This is a genomic window from Vibrio sp. 10N.222.52.B12 (assembly GCF_002875385.1).
Lineage (GTDB): Bacteria > Pseudomonadota > Gammaproteobacteria > Enterobacterales > Vibrionaceae > Vibrio > Vibrio jasicida.
In genome coordinates this window covers 1-19,622 of record NZ_MDAW01000044.1, presented here as the reverse complement: position 1 = coordinate 19,622, position 19,622 = coordinate 1, and the positions used below count along the sequence as shown (strand labels likewise).

At 46.4% G+C, this 19,622-nt stretch carries 21 protein-coding genes and 1 tRNA gene; 4 read left to right on the top strand and 18 right to left on the bottom strand.

What is annotated here, in order from left to right; all coding sequences use genetic code 11:
- Nucleotides 1–113 precede the first annotated feature (113 nt).
- Nucleotides 114–974, bottom strand: a complete 861-nt coding sequence (gene folD / locus BCT11_RS03255) for a bifunctional methylenetetrahydrofolate dehydrogenase/methenyltetrahydrofolate cyclohydrolase FolD (protein WP_042602204.1) — start codon at nt 972–974, stop codon at nt 114–116.
- Nucleotides 975–1,177: 203 nt separating this feature from the next.
- Between folD and BCT11_RS03250 the strand changes: the two genes are divergently transcribed.
- A tRNA-Arg gene (locus tag BCT11_RS03250) sits at nt 1,178–1,254 on the top strand.
- Between the two features lie 101 nt (nt 1,255–1,355).
- Here BCT11_RS03250 and BCT11_RS03245 read toward each other — a convergent pair.
- From BCT11_RS03245 to BCT11_RS03165, 17 genes are read right to left on the bottom strand one after another with little or no spacing between them, the layout of a single operon-like run.
- Nucleotides 1,356–2,579 (bottom strand): beta-ketoacyl-ACP synthase, encoded by a 1,224-nt coding sequence (locus BCT11_RS03245; protein ID WP_102387089.1) that lies wholly within the window; start codon nt 2,577–2,579, stop codon nt 1,356–1,358.
- Complete coding sequence (locus tag BCT11_RS03240; RefSeq protein WP_038865638.1) at nt 2,576–3,301, bottom strand: 3-ketoacyl-ACP reductase FabG2; 726 nt, start codon at nt 3,299–3,301, stop codon at nt 2,576–2,578. The genes BCT11_RS03245 and BCT11_RS03240 overlap by 4 nt, the downstream gene beginning before the upstream one ends.
- Nucleotides 3,298–3,762, bottom strand: a complete 465-nt coding sequence (locus BCT11_RS03235; RefSeq protein ID WP_045422585.1) for a hotdog family protein — start codon at nt 3,760–3,762, stop codon at nt 3,298–3,300. Before BCT11_RS03235 ends, BCT11_RS03240 begins: the two co-directional genes overlap by 4 nt.
- A complete protein-coding gene (locus BCT11_RS03230) occupies nt 3,755–4,942 on the bottom strand; it encodes a beta-ketoacyl-[acyl-carrier-protein] synthase family protein (RefSeq protein WP_102387088.1) in 1,188 nt (395 codons plus the stop codon). The genes BCT11_RS03235 and BCT11_RS03230 overlap by 8 nt, the downstream gene beginning before the upstream one ends.
- Before the next feature lie 20 nt (nt 4,943–4,962).
- Complete coding sequence (locus tag BCT11_RS03225) at nt 4,963–5,574, bottom strand: DUF3261 domain-containing protein (protein WP_102387090.1); 612 nt, start codon at nt 5,572–5,574, stop codon at nt 4,963–4,965.
- A gap of 11 nt (nt 5,575–5,585) precedes the next feature.
- Nucleotides 5,586–7,928, bottom strand: coding sequence for an MMPL family transporter (locus tag BCT11_RS03220; RefSeq protein ID WP_102387087.1), 2,343 nt, complete (start codon nt 7,926–7,928; stop codon nt 5,586–5,588).
- The gene (locus tag BCT11_RS03215; RefSeq protein WP_102387086.1) at nt 7,900–8,511 is read right to left on the bottom strand and encodes an outer membrane lipoprotein carrier protein LolA; all 612 of its coding nucleotides are present in this window, start codon (nt 8,509–8,511) and stop codon (nt 7,900–7,902) included. The genes BCT11_RS03220 and BCT11_RS03215 overlap by 29 nt, the downstream gene beginning before the upstream one ends.
- Complete coding sequence (locus BCT11_RS03210) at nt 8,511–8,957, bottom strand: acyl-CoA thioesterase (RefSeq protein ID WP_038879318.1); 447 nt, start codon at nt 8,955–8,957, stop codon at nt 8,511–8,513. The genes BCT11_RS03215 and BCT11_RS03210 overlap by 1 nt, the downstream gene beginning before the upstream one ends.
- Nucleotides 8,957–10,510 (bottom strand): aromatic amino acid ammonia-lyase, encoded by a 1,554-nt coding sequence (locus tag BCT11_RS03205; protein ID WP_039975609.1) that lies wholly within the window; start codon nt 10,508–10,510, stop codon nt 8,957–8,959. The genes BCT11_RS03210 and BCT11_RS03205 overlap by 1 nt, the downstream gene beginning before the upstream one ends.
- Nucleotides 10,494–12,227 (bottom strand): glycosyltransferase family 2 protein, encoded by a 1,734-nt coding sequence (locus BCT11_RS03200; protein ID WP_102387085.1) that lies wholly within the window; start codon nt 12,225–12,227, stop codon nt 10,494–10,496. Before BCT11_RS03200 ends, BCT11_RS03205 begins: the two co-directional genes overlap by 17 nt.
- A 1-nt stretch (nt 12,228) precedes the next feature.
- Nucleotides 12,229–12,588 carry a 3-hydroxyacyl-ACP dehydratase gene (locus tag BCT11_RS03195; protein WP_045463721.1) on the bottom strand — a complete coding sequence of 120 codons (360 nt, stop codon included), beginning with the start codon at nt 12,586–12,588 and terminating at the stop codon, nt 12,229–12,231.
- A gap of 13 nt (nt 12,589–12,601) precedes the next feature.
- Complete coding sequence (locus BCT11_RS03190) at nt 12,602–13,972, bottom strand: AMP-binding protein (RefSeq protein ID WP_102387083.1); 1,371 nt, start codon at nt 13,970–13,972, stop codon at nt 12,602–12,604.
- A gap of 5 nt (nt 13,973–13,977) precedes the next feature.
- The gene (locus tag BCT11_RS03185) at nt 13,978–14,538 is read right to left on the bottom strand and encodes a septation protein IspZ (RefSeq protein WP_038865617.1); all 561 of its coding nucleotides are present in this window, start codon (nt 14,536–14,538) and stop codon (nt 13,978–13,980) included.
- Nucleotides 14,538–14,795, bottom strand: coding sequence for an acyl carrier protein (locus BCT11_RS03180; protein ID WP_038865615.1), 258 nt, complete (start codon nt 14,793–14,795; stop codon nt 14,538–14,540). Before BCT11_RS03180 ends, BCT11_RS03185 begins: the two co-directional genes overlap by 1 nt.
- A 15-nt stretch (nt 14,796–14,810) precedes the next feature.
- Nucleotides 14,811–15,083: a phosphopantetheine-binding protein gene (locus BCT11_RS03175; protein WP_038865613.1), complete on the bottom strand. Its 273-nt coding sequence runs from the start codon at nt 15,081–15,083 to the stop codon at nt 14,811–14,813.
- A gap of 10 nt (nt 15,084–15,093) precedes the next feature.
- A complete protein-coding gene (locus BCT11_RS03170) occupies nt 15,094–15,855 on the bottom strand; it encodes a lysophospholipid acyltransferase family protein (RefSeq protein ID WP_198593904.1) in 762 nt (253 codons plus the stop codon).
- The gene (locus BCT11_RS03165) at nt 15,852–16,592 is read right to left on the bottom strand and encodes a beta-ketoacyl synthase chain length factor (protein WP_102387063.1); all 741 of its coding nucleotides are present in this window, start codon (nt 16,590–16,592) and stop codon (nt 15,852–15,854) included. Before BCT11_RS03165 ends, BCT11_RS03170 begins: the two co-directional genes overlap by 4 nt.
- A gap of 74 nt (nt 16,593–16,666) precedes the next feature.
- On the opposite strand from BCT11_RS03165, the gene BCT11_RS03160 reads away from it, so the two are divergent.
- From BCT11_RS03160 to BCT11_RS03150, 3 genes are read left to right on the top strand one after another with little or no spacing between them, the layout of a single operon-like run.
- On the top strand, nt 16,667–17,065 hold the full coding sequence (locus BCT11_RS03160) for a hypothetical protein (protein WP_102387062.1): 399 nt from the start codon (nt 16,667–16,669) through the stop codon (nt 17,063–17,065).
- Between the two features lie 27 nt (nt 17,066–17,092).
- Nucleotides 17,093–18,160: a class I SAM-dependent methyltransferase gene (locus tag BCT11_RS03155; RefSeq protein WP_102387061.1), complete on the top strand. Its 1,068-nt coding sequence runs from the start codon at nt 17,093–17,095 to the stop codon at nt 18,158–18,160.
- An 8-nt stretch (nt 18,161–18,168) separates the two neighbouring features.
- Complete coding sequence (locus BCT11_RS03150) at nt 18,169–19,413, top strand: NAD(P)/FAD-dependent oxidoreductase (protein ID WP_102387060.1); 1,245 nt, start codon at nt 18,169–18,171, stop codon at nt 19,411–19,413.
- Nucleotides 19,414–19,622: the final 209 nt, after the last annotated feature.

Here is a 19,622-nt window from a genome sequence, read left to right as displayed (position 1 = left end):
GAACGAATAGCGATCTCAGTCCGGTTCTCCCCATTTTTAAGGGGGAGTTAGAGGGGGTTATTACTCCAAACTGAAAGGGCTCCTTTCGGAGCCCTTTCAGTATCGGTAATTTTTTATTTCTTCGTATGGAACTGCTCGCAAGCGAGCATCGTGTTCTCAATTAGGCTTGCTACCGTCATAGGACCTACGCCGCCCGGAACAGGAGTAATAAAGCTCGCGTTCTCACGTGCTTTATCGTATTCCACGTCGCCGACTAGCTTGCCAGACTCAAGACGGTTGATGCCCACATCGACCACAACAGCCCCTTTCTTAACCCACTCGCCAGGAATGAAGTTTGGCTTACCAACCGCAACCACAACAAGATCAGCTTGGCGAACGTGGCCTTCTAGATCTTTCGTAAAGCGGTGACAAGTTGTCGTTGTACAGCCTGCAAGTAGCAGCTCAAGTGTCATAGGACGACCAACGATGTTTGATGCGCCAACCACAACCGCGTGCTTGCCACGTAGTTCGATGTTGTAACGATCAAGAAGAGTAATGATGCCTTTTGGCGTGCAAGAGCGAAGCTTAGGAATACGCTGCGCTAGACGACCCACGTTATAAGGGTGGAAGCCATCCACGTCTTTCTCTGGGTGAATACGTTCAAGAACATGCGTTGCATCGATGCCAGCAGGAAGTGGCAACTGAACAAGAATACCGTCGATTTCTGCATCATTGTTCAACTCGTCAATGAGAGATAGCAACTCTTCTTCCGACGTAGTCGCAGGAAGGTCAAAAGACTTAGAGACAAAGCCAACTTCTTCGCACGCACGGCGTTTGCTGCCAACGTAAACTTGAGAAGCTGGATCTTCACCAACTAGAACAACTGCAAGACCTGGTGCACGTAGGCCCGCTCCAACGCGAGCTTTCACTCGTGCTGCAACTTCGGATCGAACAGTTTGGGAAATGAGAGTTCCATCTATATTTTGAGCAGTCATGACTTTCCTTTTAAATTGAGAAGGGAAATTATTTGCGGCGCATTGTCGCAGAAAATCTATTTAACATCCATACGCAAACGTTTGCTTTGTGGTGTTTTTGAACATTTCTCGTTTCAATGCCCTTTTTTTAGGCATTCAGATCAGAATGTTATGAAAACACGTTGATTTAAGCGCTTGAACTCGTATAATCCTGTCCCTGTAGCGCGCCCTTAGCTCAGCTGGATAGAGCACGTCCCTTCTAAGGATGTGGTCATAGGTTCGAATCCTATAGGGCGTGCCATTTATTCAAAAGCCCCGATAACTCCTCGAGTTATCGGGGCTTTGTCGTTTTAGCCAATTTAATAAAAAAGCGCTAGTATCTACTAGCGCTTTTTTAACGGGTTAAATCTTCTTAAAAATGATCGAAGTGTTGATGCCACCGAACGCGAAGTTGTTACTCATTAAGTATTCCACTTCCAGTTCACGGCCTTGACCGGATAAGTAATCGAGATCACCACATTGTGGATCGAGATTATCTAAGTTGAGGGTCGGGCTAAACCAACCTGTATGCATCATCTCAAGACTTAACCAGGCTTCGATAGCGCCGCAAGCGCCCAGAGTATGGCCAAAGTAGCTCTTTAAAGAACTGATTGGCACCTTACCGAGTGCATTGGCAGTCGCGTTACTTTCTGCGATATCTCCTCGGTCGGTTGCCGTTCCGTGAGCGGAAACATAATCGATTTTATCCGCAGGAATACCTGCATTCTGTAACGCCATTTCCATACAGATCTGCATGGTTTCCATTTGAGGTTGCGTCACGTGTGCCGCATCGCAGTTACTTGCAAAGCCGATAATCTCTGCATAGATTGTCGCACCACGTGCAACGGCGTGTTCGTATTCTTCTAAAACCAACGTACCCGCACCTTCACCGATCACTAGGCCGTCGCGGTCAGTGTCATAAGGCCTCGGTGTGCTTTTCGGCTCTTCATTTTTTAGACTGGTCGCAAAAAGGGTATCGAAGACAGCCGATTCTGTCGGACAAAGCTCTTCAGCGCCACCTGCAACCATAACGTTTTGGTAGCCGTGTTTGATAGCTTCGTAGGCGTAACCAATCGCTTGACTGCCAGAAGTACAGGCGCTGCTGGTCGGAATCACTCGACCACGTAAGCCGAAGAACAGCCCAACATTAACTGCAGTCGTGTGCGGCATCATTTGTACGTAGGTGGTTGCAGTGATGGCTTTGGTAGTTTTCTCATTAAGCATGACACCAAAGGCACCAATCGCATCGGTACTGCCTGTTGAAGAGCCGTAAGCAATGCCAGTTTGACCGTTTGTCAGCACTTCGTTGCCAATTAAGCCAGCTTGGTTTAATGCGTTTTCGGTGGCTACGGTAGCAAGTTTAGAAACACGACCCATGCCGCGAACTTGTTTGCGCTTGTAGTGCTTAGGCAGTTCAAAATCTATGACTGGAGCTGCCAGTTTGGTATTCAAACCATCATATTGCTCGTAAGAGGGCATGTATTGAGTGGCGTTTTGACAATCGCGTAGTTTAGGTTCTACTGCAGACCAATCGTTACCAAAAGCAGTAACGCCGGACATACCTGTTACAACGACTCGACGACTCATACTAAGCCTCCGTTTACTGAAATGACTTGGCGAGTCACGTAGCCCGCGATGTCTGACATTAAGTAACTCACAAGGCCAGCGACCTCCTCTGGTTCACCCATGCGGCGCAGAGGGATTTGTGGCATCGCGTGCTCTTTTACGTGCTCGTCTACCATGCCAGTATCGATAAGACCGGGCGCCACGCAGTTTACGGTGATCTTGCGTTTTGCTAGCTCAAGAGCCAATGACTTAGTTGCACCAATCACGCCTGCTTTTGCTGCGCTGTAGTTGGTTTGGCCGCGGTTGCCCATCAAGCCAGATACCGAAGCTAGCGTTACAATGCGGCCGCCTTTGCGTTTTTGTACCATTGGCATCACACAAGGGTGCAGCACATTGTAGAAGCTATCTAGGTTAGTATGAATCACACCGTCCCACTCTTCTTCTGTCATTGCAGGGAAGGCGGTGTCGCGAGTAATCCCAGCATTGTTAACTACGCCGTAGTATGCGCCATGCTCGGCAATGTCCGCTTCTAGCTTGTTGCGGCATTCTTCACGGTTACTGATATCAAACTGAATTAGGCGGCCGTTGCCACCATTTTGTTGAATAGTATCTAAAGTATCTTGTGCGCCTTGTTGATCGCCCATGTAATGCACGACGATGTCAAAACCGTCTTTCGCAAGTTGAACGGCGATGGCTTTACCGATGCCTTTACTAGCACCTGTTACGAGGACTTGTCGGGTCATTGTTGACTCCTGATTTTCATATCTTTTAATTTTTCTTCTGATGGGACGTAAACGTTCAGTTGGCAGGTCGCAATGGTATTTTCTTGCCACTCAATTCGAGCCGAAAATACTGCCATACCATTGTCTTCCATCATTTTTTCTGCGTATACGTCGAGTATTTGCCCCTGCATAAACGCATCGCAATTTGCCACGTAGCGTCGGCTGCCAAGCAAAAAACCGATGGGCGGTTCTTCACCTTGACTAAGCGCGTGATAGCCGGACCAAGCGGCGACAGATTGAGCCATGAACTCGATACCGACATAAGCAGGCACCGAGAAGCTTTCTTGGTTGAAGAATGGATTGTGGTCACCGATATCAACTTGGCAATGAATGGTGTCTTGCTGAACGTCTAAAGCACGATCAACCAGAATCATCGGTTTATCGTGCGGAAGCAGTTGTTCAATAGGGGGAAGTTTAGTCATGAGCGTAACCAAAAATGAGACTAACGTTATTACCACCAAAAGCAAAAGAGTTGCTTAAAATGGCCTTACCATTCAGTTTCGTTGCTGTTTCTACCAACGAAATCTCGATGTCTTCGGCTTTATTTTCACAAGACTGAATCGGAAGGTCGAGGTCGTAATTTAAAATATGCCACGCAATGGCCGCTTCTGTGGCGCTGGCTGCACCCAACGTGTGACCTGTTAACGGTTTGGTTGAGCTGACAGGGACTGCATCGCCAAAGCAACGATGGATGGCTTTGCTTTCCATCGAATCATTCAGTGCTGTTGCTGTGCCATGGGCGTTGATGTAACCAATGTCACTTGGTGATAAGCCCGCGTTTTCGAGTGCCTTCATCATCGCTTGTTCTGCGCCAACACCTTCAGGGTGAGGGGCGGAGATATGATGCGCGTCAGAGCTGTCACCTGTGCCAAGTAAGGCCACTTTGGTTGGAGATGTACTTAGCAACATAACAGAAGCCGATTCGCCAATGTTGATGCCATTACGGTCAGCACTGAAAGGTGCGCAGTGCTGTTCTGAAAGAGCTTCCAATCCGTTGAAGCCGTTAAGTGTTAGGCGACAAATCGTATCGACACCACCGACAATCACCGCATCTACAAGCCCGGTTCGAATCAGGCGTTGAGCAGTAATAAATACGCGGCCACTCGAAGAGCAAGCTGTGGAAACTGCATAACACGGTCCGGTTAAACCAAAATAAGCGGCGACAAAGTCACTGCAATTGCCAAGTTCTTGCTTGCGATAGTGGTAGCTTGCAGGGAAGTCTCCTTCGGAGAGTTTTTCTGCAAATGCCACCTCGCCATCGGTGATGCCTGACGTGCTGCTACCGATAACAACGGCAACACGTTCTGCGCCATACTGTTCTATGGCATCGCGCACAGGCCCTTCAATCTGACGAAGAGCAGATAGTGCCAGACGATTGTTACGAGTATCAAATGGGACTAACTCAGGCGGCATCTCTGGTAACGACTCTGCCACTCGGCCAATCACTGTTTGGCGGCCAGAGTTCAGAATATCCGCATCAATGACCATGTTAGATGGTTGGATTCCAGCTAGGCAACGATGAATAACGTTTTCATCTTTGCCCAATGCGGAATGAAAACCACAGGCCTGAATATACAAAGGTTGAGGAGAGCGAGTTGGCATATAGATTTACTAAGGTCGTTCTAGTTTAATTGATATTGCAGTGTTTGAATGGAGATTGAAAACCCATGTTTGAGGTGGTGAAAATCAATCTGACCTTTTAACTTGTCAGCGTTTGCATAGCGTATCTCTATGACCTTTTCACCGTCGCTATCAAATACGGTTCGGGAATATCCATCATCAATCATTCGCCACCTTACCTTATTTAGCGGCGCTTCCCAAGCGGAACTCGGCCACAGCGTGATCATTAGATTGAATAGTACCTGCTTTGGTTCCGGTAAGGTGCCTTGTAGCCCGTTTAAAATTTCAGTATTGATTTGCGTGCCATCGTATTGCAGTGACAAGACGCGAGTTCCCCATGAGGAAAAACCAGCCAAGACCACATCAGCGTCGCTGACTTGCAGTTGTACAGGTAATTGTTCTTGCTTGTCTTTGCCATCAATCGACCAAGTCGCGGTGATCAATTGGCTTGCTGTGAGCTGGTAGCCTAGTGCGCTCGGGGCTGGAAGAGAGACTTGGGTGCCTTTGGCTATTTCCACCGTTGGCGTTGACTGCTGAGGAACTAAGCTACACGCACTGAGCAGAATGCTTAGCGTGAGGCCAACAGTAACTCGGAGCATCGTGGTTATCTTCATCGTTCTGAGCTTCATTGTGATTTATCTTCCGTCATGATGGCGATAGGAGAGAGCAGCCAAGCGATAAAAATACCGCTTAACACCGTGATACCAAAGCTATGGATGGCATGCGTTTGGCTTAACGAGAGCAGACCAAAAGATAAGACCGTGGTAATGGCTGACAACGTAATTGCAAGCAAGGTGCTGAGACTGCGAGCCTTCTCGGCAAAGAACAAGGTGTAGTCGATACCAATACCAAGAATCAAAATCAGGCCAAGTAAGTTAAACAGATTGAGCGTTGAACCCGCGGCCACGGCAGCTGCCAGGCCACCGGCACAAGCAATGGCAGACGGTAACAAGATTCGCCAAGCGTGTTTAAAGCCGTAGCGTTTGACTAATACTGCAAAAATTAAGGCTGTCGCTGCCAGCAATAGCTCCATGATTTTGATTCGGTATTCGCCAAACAGGGTCGAAATTTCTTCTGCTTTATTTAGGTAAGTCACGTCAGCTTGTGATTGAGCGAACGCTTGCACCAGACCGAGATTCTTAACTTCATTCAGTGTAATCACGGCGGCTGATTTACCTTCAATCTCACCTAAATGCAGAAAGCGAATCGGTTCTGATACCGGATTACTGAGGTACTGTGATAGGGTGATTGGTGCAAATTCAGCTTGTAACTCTGGCACTTTAGTCAGTTGTAATCCTGCGGCTAATGCAGGTCCCTGAGTTTGGTACAAGTGGCTGATTAAGCTGAAATCTTGTTGTTGGCGCTGATTCGAACCTAAGTATTGAGCCAAACTCTGATGGCCTTTGATAAGGCGCTCTTTTTGCCAGTTAACTAAAATCAGCTCAAGGCTTTCCAAGCGCTGCATTAAGGCTTCATCTGAGTCAGCACTAACGACCAACATTTGTTGTGATGCCTGCATGCCACTCACTTGTGTTATCAAGGCTTCTTGTTGCTTTAACGTCGCTGGCATGGCTTGCAGTTGGCGAATATCATCATCGTATTTGAGTTGAGCCAGATAGTATCCGCTGATGGCTAAACACAACACAGGCAAACCGAATTTGAAAGCAGGGTGCTGCCATAAGTTTAACCAAACTGAGAGCAAGCGCTTACCCGGTAAAATTGCGGCCGATTGAGAGGGCTGTGTCGCCAATATCGGATACCAAGCCACGACGGTTGCATAGGCAGCAATCAAACCAATCGATGAGAACAGAGCCAACTGCTGCAGTCCGGGAAAAGGCGCGACCAGCATACCTAAATAGCCAATCAAACTGGTGACAAGCCCAAGTGTGATTGCAGCAAAGATGTGTTTCAGCCCCAAGCGGCTGTCCCATTGATTACCAGCGGCTAATCGTTCTGTTAGATAATGGAAAGCGTAGTCAATGGAAACGCCAATCAGACTCGCGCCAAAAACCAAGCTAAACAGGTGAACTCTGCCAAAAATCCATGTCGTGATACTTAGTGCGACGGCAAGTCCAACCGAGATAGACAATAGTGCTAAAGCCAATGGCGTTACACTACGGAAGACGACAAGAAACAGCACCACAATTCCTAGCAGAGAGAATACGCCGATGGTACTGATTTCTGACTTCGCGCTTTGAGTTCCAAAGTCGGCATAAAACAGCACACCAGTATGTGCCGTTTGTACGCCATATTTATTAGCAATGGTGTGTTCCAATTGGTCAATTTCAGGCACCGCCAATTGGGTTGATAATGCGTAAGGTGAGCCACCTAATGTCGACGTGATCAACAAATAAGGTTGGCCGTTCTTCTCGGTAAACAAATACCCATTTTCTAAATGAAACGCTGAGGTTTGTTGAGTTACCTGACCTAAATAATCACGGAAGAGTAAGAACGGGTCGGTTTGTAACTCTTGTCCTGTCACACCAGAAAAGGGATTGTAGAGAGATTGAATCACATGCTGAACTTGCGCTTGAGGATTTGTTGTTAATCGTACGCGTTGTTCAGGAGTGAGTTGCTGAAAGCGATGGTTGAAGTAGTAACTTGCCCATGCTTTTTGCTTGTCTGGTGAGATTTTGCCGATAACTTCAGTAAAGTGCTGAGTTTGTTGTAAGCCTTGCTCAAATGCTGCCGCAGCCTGAAAAAGTTTGGCTTTATCTGGCGCCGACAAAACAAAAATAACCTTATCACTCATGCTGCTAGAAACCGCGTCGAAGGCTTGCTCAGCAATTGGGTTTTTCTGATTTTCTGGCAATAGCTTCAGAATGTTAGTTTCAATTGGTGAGTGCTCGCTACCAAGCCATTGCGTCAGCAACAGCGAACTTGCAAGCACTACAATCCCCAACCAAACCAAAGCCAGTGAGTGCGAACCTAGCCGGAATTTAGAAGTCAAATTGAGCCTTTTCAGCATCCGTCATTTCCAGTGGTAGTGAAGTCTGTTGAGTGAACTCGATTTCTGTTGTGTCACCACGCAGTTCTTCTAGCATTAATTGGTCGATATGTTGTTCACCAGAAAGGGTAATCACTTTAAATACCGCATTGAGGGGCGCTTGTTTAGGCGTTAGAGCCAGTTGCCATTTACCGTTTTCTTGAACAGAGAAATTAAGCGTAAATTGCGCTTTTAGTGCTGCAGTATCGCCATGGAATACCGAAAGAAACACATGGCTGAAGTAAAACGCCATTGGGTTTTCTTGGGCCGTAATGATCTTTGAAACTTGATCCCCAAACATTTGACGCAACTTGTTTTGAGTAAGCACTAAGTTCACAGCAAATGGCACTTGTTGTTGCCACAATAAGCCATGCGATTTACTGAGCGTAAATTTACCGGTTGATGTTAGCGGTTGATTGAACATTTCAAGGTGGCGGCTTTGTTTAAAGTCACCACGTACTATCTCGTTCTGAGATAACTGCTGTTGAAGGGATTCTAAATCAGTCACTTGAGCCCAAGTAGAAACAGAGAACAGCATCAATAAAGAGCATAACCATTTGCGCATTAAGCAAGGCTCCCATGCTTGTGCCATTGTTCGATTTTGTCCATGAATACGGCAGGTGAAGCAAAGCACATCTCTTGTTTCTCAATCGATACCGCGACTTGGGTCGTGTGAGCTTTACACATACGTTGGTCAGTGTTGGCATCGTAGATCACGTAGTCGACGCGCAAGCGGTTCTCCCACTCTGTCAGCTTTGCGGTAATACGAATTTCATGATTGAATGGAATCGCTTTTACGTACTTCACGCGCGTATCAATGATTGGCCACATGTAGCCAGACTCATTCATATCGCGGTAGCTGTATTCAATCTTTTCCATTAGGACACGGCGTGCTTCTTCAAAATAGCGAAAGAAGTTTCCGTGATAAATCACACCCATTGGATCTGCATCTTGAAATGAGGTGATCATCGTCACCTCAGCTTCCAAAGGGTAAAGGACTTGTTCTTGCATTACGCCTCCGCGTACAACGACCATTGACGTTGCTGAATTTTAGCAATGAAGTTACGCAGATCATGCTCTAAAGGACGATCTTCGACAACAAACTCAAACTCTTCCAGTACCGCATCGCGAATCATCTTCAAGTTACTGCTCATGTGATGCTCATCAAGCTCGTTATGGCGACGACGAATTTCTACCGCTTGCACACTTGCCAGTAATGACGCGGCTGCAACTTGTTCGGTTAGTTCCAGTACACGCATACAATCGCGTGCAGCAATGGTGCCCATGCTGACTTTGTCTTGGTTGTGGCACTCTGTTGAACGAGAGAACACGCTTGCAGGCATGGTGTGTTTCAGCGCCTCTGCTGTCCATGCGGAGATGCCGATTTGTACTGCTTTGAAACCGTGGTTGATTGGTTTACGTTCGCCCTCTGCACCGGTCAGGTTAAACGGAAGGCCGTTGTTGAACTTGTAATCCATCAGCTGTGCCATTTGACGATCCAACAAATCAGCAAGGTTAGCAATGTTCGCTTTTAAGGTATCCATGGCCATTGCGATGTGGCCGCCATAGAAGTGACCGCCATGCAGCACACGTTCGTTGTCACCATCAATGATTGGGTTGTCGTTAGCACTGTTGAGTTCGTTTTCGATCAACTGACGTAACCAAGGCAGAGAATCTTGCACCATACCAATCACATGCGGAGCACAACGCAGAGAGTAACGGTCTTGAAGGCGGTCGCTATTGCGTGGTGGGCGCTCGGCTTTAAGGTCGTTACGTAGCCAAGCGGCAACTTGTTGTTGGCCTGGGTGCGGCTTCACGGCGAACAAGGCTTCATCAAAGTGGAAATCATTCCCTTGCATGCCCACCGATACCATTGCCGTTATCTTGGTACACAACTGCGCAAGATATTCTGCGCGTTTATAAGCGATACAAGCCAGCGCCGTCATGACCGATGTGCCATTCATCAGCGCCAACCCTTCTTTTGGCTTAAGCGTAATTGGGTTAATACCTAATTCGGCAAACACTTCTTGGGTTGGGCGTACTTCACCTTTGTAAAGCACATCGCGTTCACCAATCAATGCTGCAGCAAGGTAAGAAAGCGGCGTTAGGTCACCACTTGCGCCTACTGAGCCTTCTTGCGGAATACGTGGAGCAACATCATGGTTGATTAGGTTTACGATCTGGTTAAGTAGATCGTGAGAAACACCCGATACACCTTGCGATAATGAACACAGACGCGTCGCAAGAACGGCTCTTGCTTGTTCGTGGGAAAGGATTTCACCTAAGCCACAACCATGAAAGCGAGTTAAGTGCAGCGGTAACTCATCAACCAATGCTGGTGGAATCGCGACGGTACACGAGTCACCGTAACCTGTGGTCACGCCGTAAATGACGCCTTCTTCTTTCAGCAATTTCTCTAGAAAAGCGACGCCACGATCGATCTTAGACGTAAATTCTGGTGACGCATTCATGCTTGCATTTGCGCCTTGTGCAATCGCAACCACATCTTCGATAGAAAGAGCTTGTGCGCCGAAGGTAATGTTTTGATTAGTGTTCGTTGTCATGTTGCTGATTACTTAAAGTCCAGAAGTTGAAAAAGTTATACCACTGCAACGGTGCTTGCAGAGTATGGTGTTCCAATCGTTGCGCGTATTGCTGTACCACAGTATCTAACGCTGCTTGGCGCGTTTTGCGTGGTAGGACGATTTGGTCACTAAAATGTTCGAAGTACACATTGAAGTGCGGGGTGATGGCATTGTCGTCTCGTAGGCCAAACAGCAAATATACCGGCGCCTTCAGTACCGAGGCCAACATAAATGGGCCTTGAGGGAAGGGGGCGGATTTACCTAAAAAGTCTGCCCAAACCACGCGGCTTTCAACGCTGGTTGAAGTGCGGTCTCCTACAATCACGACCCATTCACCTTGCTCAATTTTTTGTTGTAGCAAAATGGCGGTGTCTGGCCCCATTGAGCTGACTTGAATCACGTTGAGTTCTGAGCTCGGGTTTACGGCTTTCATGACCGCATTGAACTGCTCAGCGTGTTCGGTGAACACCAAAGCATTAATTTTGACATGAGAATGGCGACGACCAAGTGCGCGGCACAGTTCTATGTTGCCTAGATGTGAGCCCAGAATGACCACACCTTGTTGTTTCTCTGCCATTGCTTCGAAGTGGTGCTGACCATGAATGGTGAGATTACTCACGTCAAAGTCACCTTGCCACGCGGCCAGCTTATCCAGCATGGTGCGGCCAAATGACAAAAGATGATGATAGCTATCGAGTGGCTGTGGTAAAACTAAACTTTGCTGTTTCGCGTAAGTCTGTAATTGGTTGAGATAAAGCTCAGATGCTTGACGTGAAGACTTACCAGTAAGATGGTAATAGCGCATCACTAACTTCAGGATGAAGTCGAACGCTTTGCGGCCAAACAGACGGTAGATCGCCAGAAGCGTCTTGATGCCTAAAACGGTGCCTTGCTCTTTGCGTTTCGACCAATGCGCATCGCTTTGATTGTGCTTGTGTTCGATGTCTTTAGATTGACGTTTTCGAGCTAACAAAGATGGAATGCGTGGCAACATGCCAAAGAACAAGCGAGTATGCATCCAACTGATTTTGACGTTGTCCCACAACGCGTCAAAGTGAGAAATACCGCCTTCAGGGTAAATCACCCGAGTCGGAACAAAGTCGATATCAGTGCCATCCCAATACATGCGTACAAGGATCTCGATATCGAAGTCCATGCGTTTGCCAATCTCATTCTTCTTGAGGACGTTGGCCGTAGCTTCGAGAGGATAGGCACGAAAGCCGCACATGCTGTCTTTAATCGACAGAGACAAGGTTTCAATCCATACCCAGATATGGGTCGCGTATCGGCCATACAGACGCGATTTTGGTACGCTGTCGTCGTAAATCGGTTGGCCTGAAATCAAGTTATCTGGCTTATCTTGTGAAGCTTGAAGCAGATTAGGTAGAGCATCAAGATCATGTTGACCGTCGGCGTCGATTTGAATCGCATGACTAAAGCCATCCGCGTAGGCTTGTTGAATGCCAGCCATCACCGCTCCGCCTTTACCTTGGTTTTTGGTCAGACGAATTAAGGTGATTTTCTCTTCGTTTGCTAACGCATCCAGTGTTTGCTTTGTCGCCTCTTCACTGCCGTCATCCACGATCAAAATGGGCACGGAAAATGACGCGAGAGAATCTACAACGGCAGCGATGGTGCTACCATGGTTATAGCAAGGGATCAGAAAGCACGGTTGATAGGGGTTTGCGCTGCTCACACTAGCTACCCAATTTCATTTTGCCAGATGAGTGAACAATCGTCTGTTCAGCGGATTGAGAAGTATATTTGAACGCCAGCTTTTCACGTTCAGAATCCCAAGACAGCGATAAGCTAACCTGCATATCTGGCAGGATAGGTTCTTGGAATTTGATCACTTCCATCCCTTTAAATACTGCAGGCGTATTGAGGTATTCGACGGCATAAAACAGCGCCCAATCGATTTGAGTTACGCCCGGCAGTAGGGGGAAATGCGTAAAGTGCCCTTGGAAATCCATGATGTCAGCGTCGACAAGCATCTCAATGGTCGCTGTCTTATCTAACACGTCTATGTTCTTGAGCGTTGGTTTTCTTTTGTCCATGTTCGATGCTTAATTATTCTTGGAATCGTTTTTCTATTTCAGCGACTTGTCGCTTACCTTGGCTGTTAAGTGGTACTTCATCCAGCACTCGGAATTTGCGTGGTATCGCAATCGGCTCTAACCAGTTACGTAGCGCTTTTCTCAGTGCAAGCCAAAACTTGCCTTTGCCCAGTTCACTTAATGTCTGCTGGCCTTGCTCGTTCAATACTATGACAGCAAAAAGCGACAATCGTCCTGCTTGCTCCATAGGAATAACAGCACTTTCCTTAATCCAAGGCAGCTGTTCTAAACGTTTTTCTACTTCAACCAAAGACACACGTTTTTCTTCGACCTTAACGATTCGGTCTGTGCGGCCGCGTAATTCGAAAGAAATACTATCATGGAAATAGCATTCATCTGCGGTTTGATACCAAGCGTTTTCATCGATGTGCGGTGAGCGAAGCTTTAAACAATTTTCATGGTTTAATGCCGCTTCAACTCCAGGAAACAGCGTCCAAGGTTGTGTCGCAGTAAGTTGTTGACGATAAGCAATACCGCCAGTTTCTGTACTACCAAATACTTCGACTGGATAGTCACCAAAAATCTCAGCACTGTGTTGTGCTGCGTCATTCGGTAATGGGCCACCAGAGGAGAAAACGCAGCGCAATGCCGTCGGTTTATGCTCCTCGGTGAGACGCTTGAGCAGAGCAGGGCTGCTAATTAAAGCGGTATTGCTGGTGGCATGATTCACAATTTGCTCTGGAAACTCCAGATTGTGGGTAGCGAAAGCGCGACCAGCACAAAGTGGCCAAAGCACACGGAAAAGTAAGCCATAAATATGCTGATGAGAGACCGTACTTTCAATCTGACAGCCCGCGATTTTCTCTCCCCATAAGGACTGAAGAATCGCAATTTCGACATCCAGTTGTTTAAGTGTTTTCGCAATAGCTTTAGGTTTACCGCTAGAACCGGACGTAAACAAAGTGATGCTCAGAGCGCTAGCGTTAAGCGAGTGCCACTCTATCGAGCGGTTATCTGCTTCTTCCGTCACGCAACGTGTGGTCAAGCTGTCTGGTACCGAAACGTCAGCATCATGAAGGACGAGGTCGTAATGTTCATCAAGTTCTTTTAATGCTTCTGGTTGGTAGTTCCCTGGCAAAACGATGGCTTTATTGGCATGGCAACAAGCAAGAAAACTGATGGCAAACAGGTAGCTATTGGCAAAGCAAAGAGCAATACGCTGCGATGGATTGGCGTCGAGTTGTCTTTTTAGAGCGGAAACACTGTGCTGAAATTCGTCCCATGTTTTTTCTTGAGCGGACTCGAAGGCGACGACCGATGGTTCAGGACGTTGAGCGCGCATTAACATGGCAATAGAAGAGAAGTCAGAAGAACGGGTGTTCATACGATCTAGTGTTCCTTTCGTACAAATTGGCGCACTATCCATTCACCGGCAAATAAACTGCCTGCAAGTAGGTAGCTGATCAGGCCGTTGTATAACGTCCAAATCTCGATGGATTCAAAGCAGGTATACAGTGCAGTTGCCGCATTCATAATAAAAAATGCGCACCACACCAGAGTGACTTTACGTGTGTAGAGTACGCCGCTTTCAGGCAAATCTGGTTCTTGAAGCCGAGCCAATCGCTCAATGATGGTTTGAGGCTGTCTTAAGCTGAGGGCGAACACCCCAAGCATGCAAAGGTTCACCACGACAGGATAGAACTTTAGCCACCCGTGTTGCTTAAATACAACCCCAAGGGTGACCAGAACGATACCAACAATGCCAGTGGTGAAAGCAAGAAACTTAAATTCTTTCAGCGGGGTCTTGTTTGCAACCAATAATCGCAAGAGCAACGCTGCAATTAACAAGCCCCCAACGAGGTTTAAGCCAAATCGATCAATGCCGAAGTAAACAGCAAAAGGGTAGGCAAACAGGACAATTGCAGACAGACCAGTCAGCAATTGGCGCATTAACTTTCCTTAAGAAGTTCAGCGACAGCCGTTACCACGTCATCCACCGTACGAACGGTGCTGAATTCAGCTGGCTTGATTTTCTTACCAGTGACATTTTGCAGGTGAACCACAAGGTCTACCGCGTCAATGCTGTCTAGGTCGAGATCGGTGTAAAGGTGTGCTTCTGGCTGGATATCCGCAGCGTCGATTTCAAACAGTTCTACCAGTGCATCTTTAACTTGTTCAAATACTTGATCTTTATTTACATCTGTCATGAATATACCTAAAAACTATTCATTATCTTGGGAAGAAGTTTGAGAAGAAATGTACTTCGCAAGGTTAGCTACTGAAGCAAAGTGCTCACGTGTATTTGAATCGTCAGCATCAATGACAATGTTGTATTGCTTTTTAATCGCTAAGCCAAGCTCAAGTGCATCAATAGAATCCAAGCCTAGACCATCACCAAACAGCGGCGCTTCGGTTTCAATATCGTCGACGGTTAAATCTTCTAGGTTCAATGCGTCAATAATAAGTTGCTTGATATTGTTGTGTAATTGTTCCACTGGGACCTGCTTATAATTCTGGAAAAATAGTATCAGCTAAATGCTGCTGTAAGCGACGAGCCGCTATTGTTGGGGACGTAGTTTGCTTTATAAAAGGCTCAATCTCAACTTTATCCTTCACTTCCACTTTGAAAAAGGGTTTTGTCGCCGGAACTTGATACCACTTTTTCTCTTTTGTTAAGAAGCTAGGCGTCACCGTAATATATACAACTCTTAAATCTCGCTGCGTTCTTACTGCTATTTGTGCAGCACCACGCTGTAATTTTGATTTTACCCCAGGAGTGGTTCTTGTGCCTTCCGGAAAAATGAGCAATACATTGCCATTATCAAAACGTTCTTCACACATTGTTAATAAATCATCAGGAGCTTCATTAGGAATATAACCCGCAGCTTTCACAATGTGTTTCATAAATGGGTTGGCCCAAATCGCTGACTTTACTAAACAATCGCAACGCTTTAATTGAGATGCGATAAGAACGTAATCAATTAAACTTGGGTGGTTGGCAACAATAAGGCAATTTTGATCTTGTTGAATAATATCTGCGCCGATGATCTGATAATCGATTGCGCCAGTAAATTTCATCAATTTACAGAAGGTATTAAAAGCAAACTGTATCGCACCTTGGACTTTATATTCCTTGGCGGTTTGATCGGAGGTGGTTAAACCAATGAGTGGAATGACGATAAAACTGAGTACTAGACCGCCAAGCCCAAATACGGAAAAACAAAAGCCAGTAGCAAAGACACGCCAATATTGATTCAAAACCCTCATCGACGATGCCATTCCCACGTTTGCTGTGGCGAATGAATCAACCAGCTGGGATCTTCACAAAGATAGTGTTTTAAGAAAGCTAATCCTTGTGGGAGCGGGCAAGGTTGGGACGTGTGTCCGCTTTTTTCTGTTGCGACTTGCTCTATCTTAAAATCGTCACCAGCAGACAACACCATACCGACGGCATAACCTTGATACTGCTGGGTCTCAAACTCCGAGTAAGCATCAGGCAAGGGTTCATCAAAGTCGATAAACAGTACTTTTTTGTCTGGGTTTTCTGCGAGAAACAACCACGCTTCAATCAATGCGCTTTGAAAAGTGTTCTCTGATGCCGCAATCGACGTCAATGGGATAGGTCGCTTAGTCGCAATGGTTGCCAAGCCCGCTGCGGTATTGTGCACCGACTGAGAAAACGCCATTGGGGAAGCTTCTTCGCCTTGGATAATGTCGTCAATCAACGCTGCGCTGCGATGTAACTCGCCATGGCGACTCGCAAAAACCAAGTAATCCACATCGTACTGTTTGAGTAAACCAATCGCGGTTTGTACCGCAAGTTTGCTTAATGCGCTCATACGTCGGCGCATCATTGGTGGGATATCTGCGACGTGTAATTTGCCCTCTTCAGGCCATATACAGTCCGATGCCCACTGCTCCCATTCTTCTGGTTGATTTAAACCCAATGAATTGGCGGATAATGCATCGATATTAAACGAAATTTTGATCTTCGAGTTTGGCATATTTGTTTAAATTGTTTATTTTACAGCTCGATAGAATCTGGGTTTCACCAGAGTCACAATAAAAGGAAACGACCATGTCTCGCTTAAAGCTGCTTATCTCTGTGTTATTAACAGTGCTTCTTGTCGGTTGTGGAAGAGTACAACCTGTAATGAATGTGGAGGATACTCCAGTTGCTTATGATCTTCAAAATAAACAAGTAAAAGCTGCGATTGTGCAATCGGCAACAAATCGTGGTTGGACGATAGAAGAAGTGAGCCCAGGTGTATTAATTGCCAAAATTCACGTTCGTAACCATTTTGCTGAAGTAAAAATTCCATATAGCAACAAATATTATTCAATTATTTATCTCAACTCAGTAAATCTAAAAGCGAGTGATGGCAAAATTCACCGTAATTACAATCGTTGGGTTAACAACCTGAATGTTGATATTCAGAGAGCCATCGCACTTTTAGGTGCTGAGTCTCAACAATAATTTTATTAATAGTAGTTAGGTTTTTTCGTGTTAAATCAAAATATTGATCCATTCAACGCTTTTGAAGCAAAAACAGAAGCTCAAAAATTATCTTTCGCCCCTATTGTTTTCCAGACCGCGAGAACACTTCGAGATCTTGGGATTTTAGCTGCGTTGGATAGTGCGGGCTCAAAAGGCATGAATGCCGCAGAGATCGCAGAGAAAACGGGCGTATCTGAATATGGCGTCAAAGTGCTGTTAGACATGGCCATTAGCGCGCATATCGTGCTGTGGGAAAAACCTAACTACTCATTGGCAAACCTTGGCTTCTATTTGCTTTATGATGGCATGACGCAAGCCAACATGGATTTCACAGCAGACGTTTGTTATGCCGCAATGATGCACCTAACCGATGCGATCAAAGAGGGCAAACCGTCAGGCTTAAAAGAACTGGGTGATTGGGAAACCATTTACCAAGGGCTATCGACCTTACCAGAGCAAGCGAAGCAGAGCTGGTTCAAGTTTGATCATTTCTACTCAGACCGTTCCTTCCCATTGCTACTAAAAGAAGTGTTTGCCAACAAACCAAGCCACATTGTCGATATCGGTGGTAACACAGGTAAGTGGGCGATGCAGTGTTGTAACCACAATCAAGACGTTCAAGTGACGATTGTCGATTTACCACAGCAGCTTGAAGTGGCGATGTCGAACGCAGCGGATAACCAGCTAAGTGATCGCATCAAACCATTCCCTGCTAACATGCTGGACAAAGCTCAAACCTTGCCTGAGCATGCCGACATTTGGTGGATGAGCCAGTTCCTCGATTGTTTCTCTCCAATCGAAATTCTCAATATTTTAAAGAAAGTCAAAGCGCAACTACGACAAGGCGATACCGTATACATTCTAGAATTGTTCTGGGACGCGCAAAAATACGCGGGTGCCTCTTACAGTTTGAATGCCACGTCGCTGTACTTTACTTGCCTTGCAAATGGTAACAGCCGCTTCTACCGCAGTGATGACTTCCTAGAGATTGTTGAAGCTGCAGGCTTAACCGTGGCAGAAAGAGCAGACAACATTGGCCTTGGTCACACACTATTAAAACTACAAGCAAACTAGAAAACAGAATGAAAACAGAGCAAAAGCAAGTCGTCGTTATTGGTGCGGGCCCGTCAGGTTCTACCGTATCAGCATTGCTCAACGCACGAAATATCGATGTTGTTGTGATTGAAAAAGCCACCTTTCCACGTTTCTCTATTGGTGAAAGCCTACTTCCAGCGTGCATGGAAGTTGTAGAGCAAGCGGGCATGTTAGAGGCAGTCAACCAAACTGGTTTCCAATACAAAGACGGGGCTGCATTTCGTCGCAACGGCGTTTACACCCAATTTGATTTTACCGATAAGTTCACCTCAGGTCCGGGTACCACTTACCAAGTCCAGCGTGGTCACTTCGATAAAGTACTGGCAGACAGTGCCGCGCAGCAAGGGGTTGAAATTCGTTACCAGCACGAACTGAAAAGCATCGAATTTGAAGGCTCAAAGTCGGTTCTTTCTGTTATCGATGAAAACGAATTAGCGTATCAAATTGAAGCCGATTACGTATTAGACGCCAGCGGTTTTGGGCGTGTGCTTCCAAGATTGTTAGAGCTGGAAGAGCCGTCTTGCTTGCCACCAAGAAAAGCGATCTTTACCCACATTGAAGACAACATCACTGCCGAGAACATCGAATACGATCGCAACAAGATCCTGATCTCTGTTCATCCAGATAACCACGATGTTTGGTATTGGTTGATCCCATTCTCCAACGGCACCTGTTCAGTTGGTGTGGTCGGTGAGCCATCGTTTTTTGAAAACTACCCAGAAGACAAAATCGCAGCCATTAAACAGCTAGCAAGTGAAGAGCCTGGTTTGGCTGAGTTGCTTAATCAAGCCAACTACCCGAACCCAGCCGGTGAGCTCGGTGGATACTCGGCCAATGTAAAACACCTTGCAACATCGCACTATGCCTTGCTTGGCAATGCCGGTGAGTTCCTTGATCCAGTGTTCTCATCTGGCGTGACCATCGCGATGAAGTCGGCTCAATTTGCAGCAGACTGTATTGAGCGCCAGCTCAACGGTGAAGCCGTGGATTGGCAAGCAGACTACGCCGATCGCCTGATGGTTGGAGTGAACACCTTCCGCACCTATGTAGAAGGTTGGTACAACGGTAAGCTACAAGATGTCATCTTCTACCAAGAACCGAATCCACGTATCAAACAAATGATTAGCGCGATCCTCGCCGGTTACGCATGGGATGAAGCAAACCCATACGTCAAACAAAGCGAGCAACGCTTATCTACATTAGCGGAACTGGTAAGAAGCGAAAAGCGTTAAGGCTCAGAGCCAAAACTGAGTGATAGTCATTTAATATCAAAGCCCTGTTTGTGAAAGTGGGGCTTTTTGTTTTTTAGTTCTGCAGAGCTAATGACGCTATGTTTTTCCAGGTGATGAAATCAATCTGATGATGAAGACGTGTTTTTCTTGGGGACGGTATTTCTTCAGTCTAAAAAGCTAACTTATAATTGTCGAGTAGACGACACCTG

Bases quoted from the DNA above. Each gene is read 5' to 3' on its own strand.
- BCT11_RS03245 (WP_102387089.1), bottom strand. From the start codon at position 2,579: ATGAGTCGTCGAGTCGTTGTAACAGGTATGTCCGGCGTTACTGCTTTT.
- BCT11_RS03240 (WP_038865638.1), bottom strand. From the start codon at position 3,301: ATGACCCGACAAGTCCTCGTAACAGGTGCTAGTAAAGGCATCGGTAAA.
- folD (WP_042602204.1), bottom strand. From the start codon at position 974: ATGACTGCTCAAAATATAGATGGAACTCTCATTTCCCAAACTGTTCGA.
- BCT11_RS03150 (WP_102387060.1), top strand. From the start codon at position 18,169: ATGAAAACAGAGCAAAAGCAAGTCGTCGTTATTGGTGCGGGCCCGTCA.
- BCT11_RS03225 (WP_102387090.1), bottom strand. From the start codon at position 5,574: ATGAAGATAACCACGATGCTCCGAGTTACTGTTGGCCTCACGCTAAGC.
- BCT11_RS03205 (WP_039975609.1), bottom strand. From the start codon at position 10,510: ATGACAACGAACACTAATCAAAACATTACCTTCGGCGCACAAGCTCTT.
- BCT11_RS03185 (WP_038865617.1), bottom strand. From the start codon at position 14,538: ATGCGCCAATTGCTGACTGGTCTGTCTGCAATTGTCCTGTTTGCCTAC.
- BCT11_RS03160 (WP_102387062.1), top strand. From the start codon at position 16,667: ATGTCTCGCTTAAAGCTGCTTATCTCTGTGTTATTAACAGTGCTTCTT.
- BCT11_RS03195 (WP_045463721.1), bottom strand. From the start codon at position 12,588: ATGGACAAAAGAAAACCAACGCTCAAGAACATAGACGTGTTAGATAAG.
- BCT11_RS03230 (WP_102387088.1), bottom strand. From the start codon at position 4,942: ATGCCAACTCGCTCTCCTCAACCTTTGTATATTCAGGCCTGTGGTTTT.
- BCT11_RS03210 (WP_038879318.1), bottom strand. From the start codon at position 8,957: ATGCAAGAACAAGTCCTTTACCCTTTGGAAGCTGAGGTGACGATGATC.
- BCT11_RS03180 (WP_038865615.1), bottom strand. From the start codon at position 14,795: ATGACAGATGTAAATAAAGATCAAGTATTTGAACAAGTTAAAGATGCA.
- BCT11_RS03165 (WP_102387063.1), bottom strand. From the start codon at position 16,592: ATGCCAAACTCGAAGATCAAAATTTCGTTTAATATCGATGCATTATCC.
- BCT11_RS03215 (WP_102387086.1), bottom strand. From the start codon at position 8,511: ATGCGCAAATGGTTATGCTCTTTATTGATGCTGTTCTCTGTTTCTACT.
- BCT11_RS03235 (WP_045422585.1), bottom strand. From the start codon at position 3,762: ATGACTAAACTTCCCCCTATTGAACAACTGCTTCCGCACGATAAACCG.
- BCT11_RS03170 (WP_198593904.1), bottom strand. From the start codon at position 15,855: ATGAGGGTTTTGAATCAATATTGGCGTGTCTTTGCTACTGGCTTTTGT.
- BCT11_RS03190 (WP_102387083.1), bottom strand. From the start codon at position 13,972: ATGAACACCCGTTCTTCTGACTTCTCTTCTATTGCCATGTTAATGCGC.
- BCT11_RS03220 (WP_102387087.1), bottom strand. From the start codon at position 7,928: ATGCTGAAAAGGCTCAATTTGACTTCTAAATTCCGGCTAGGTTCGCAC.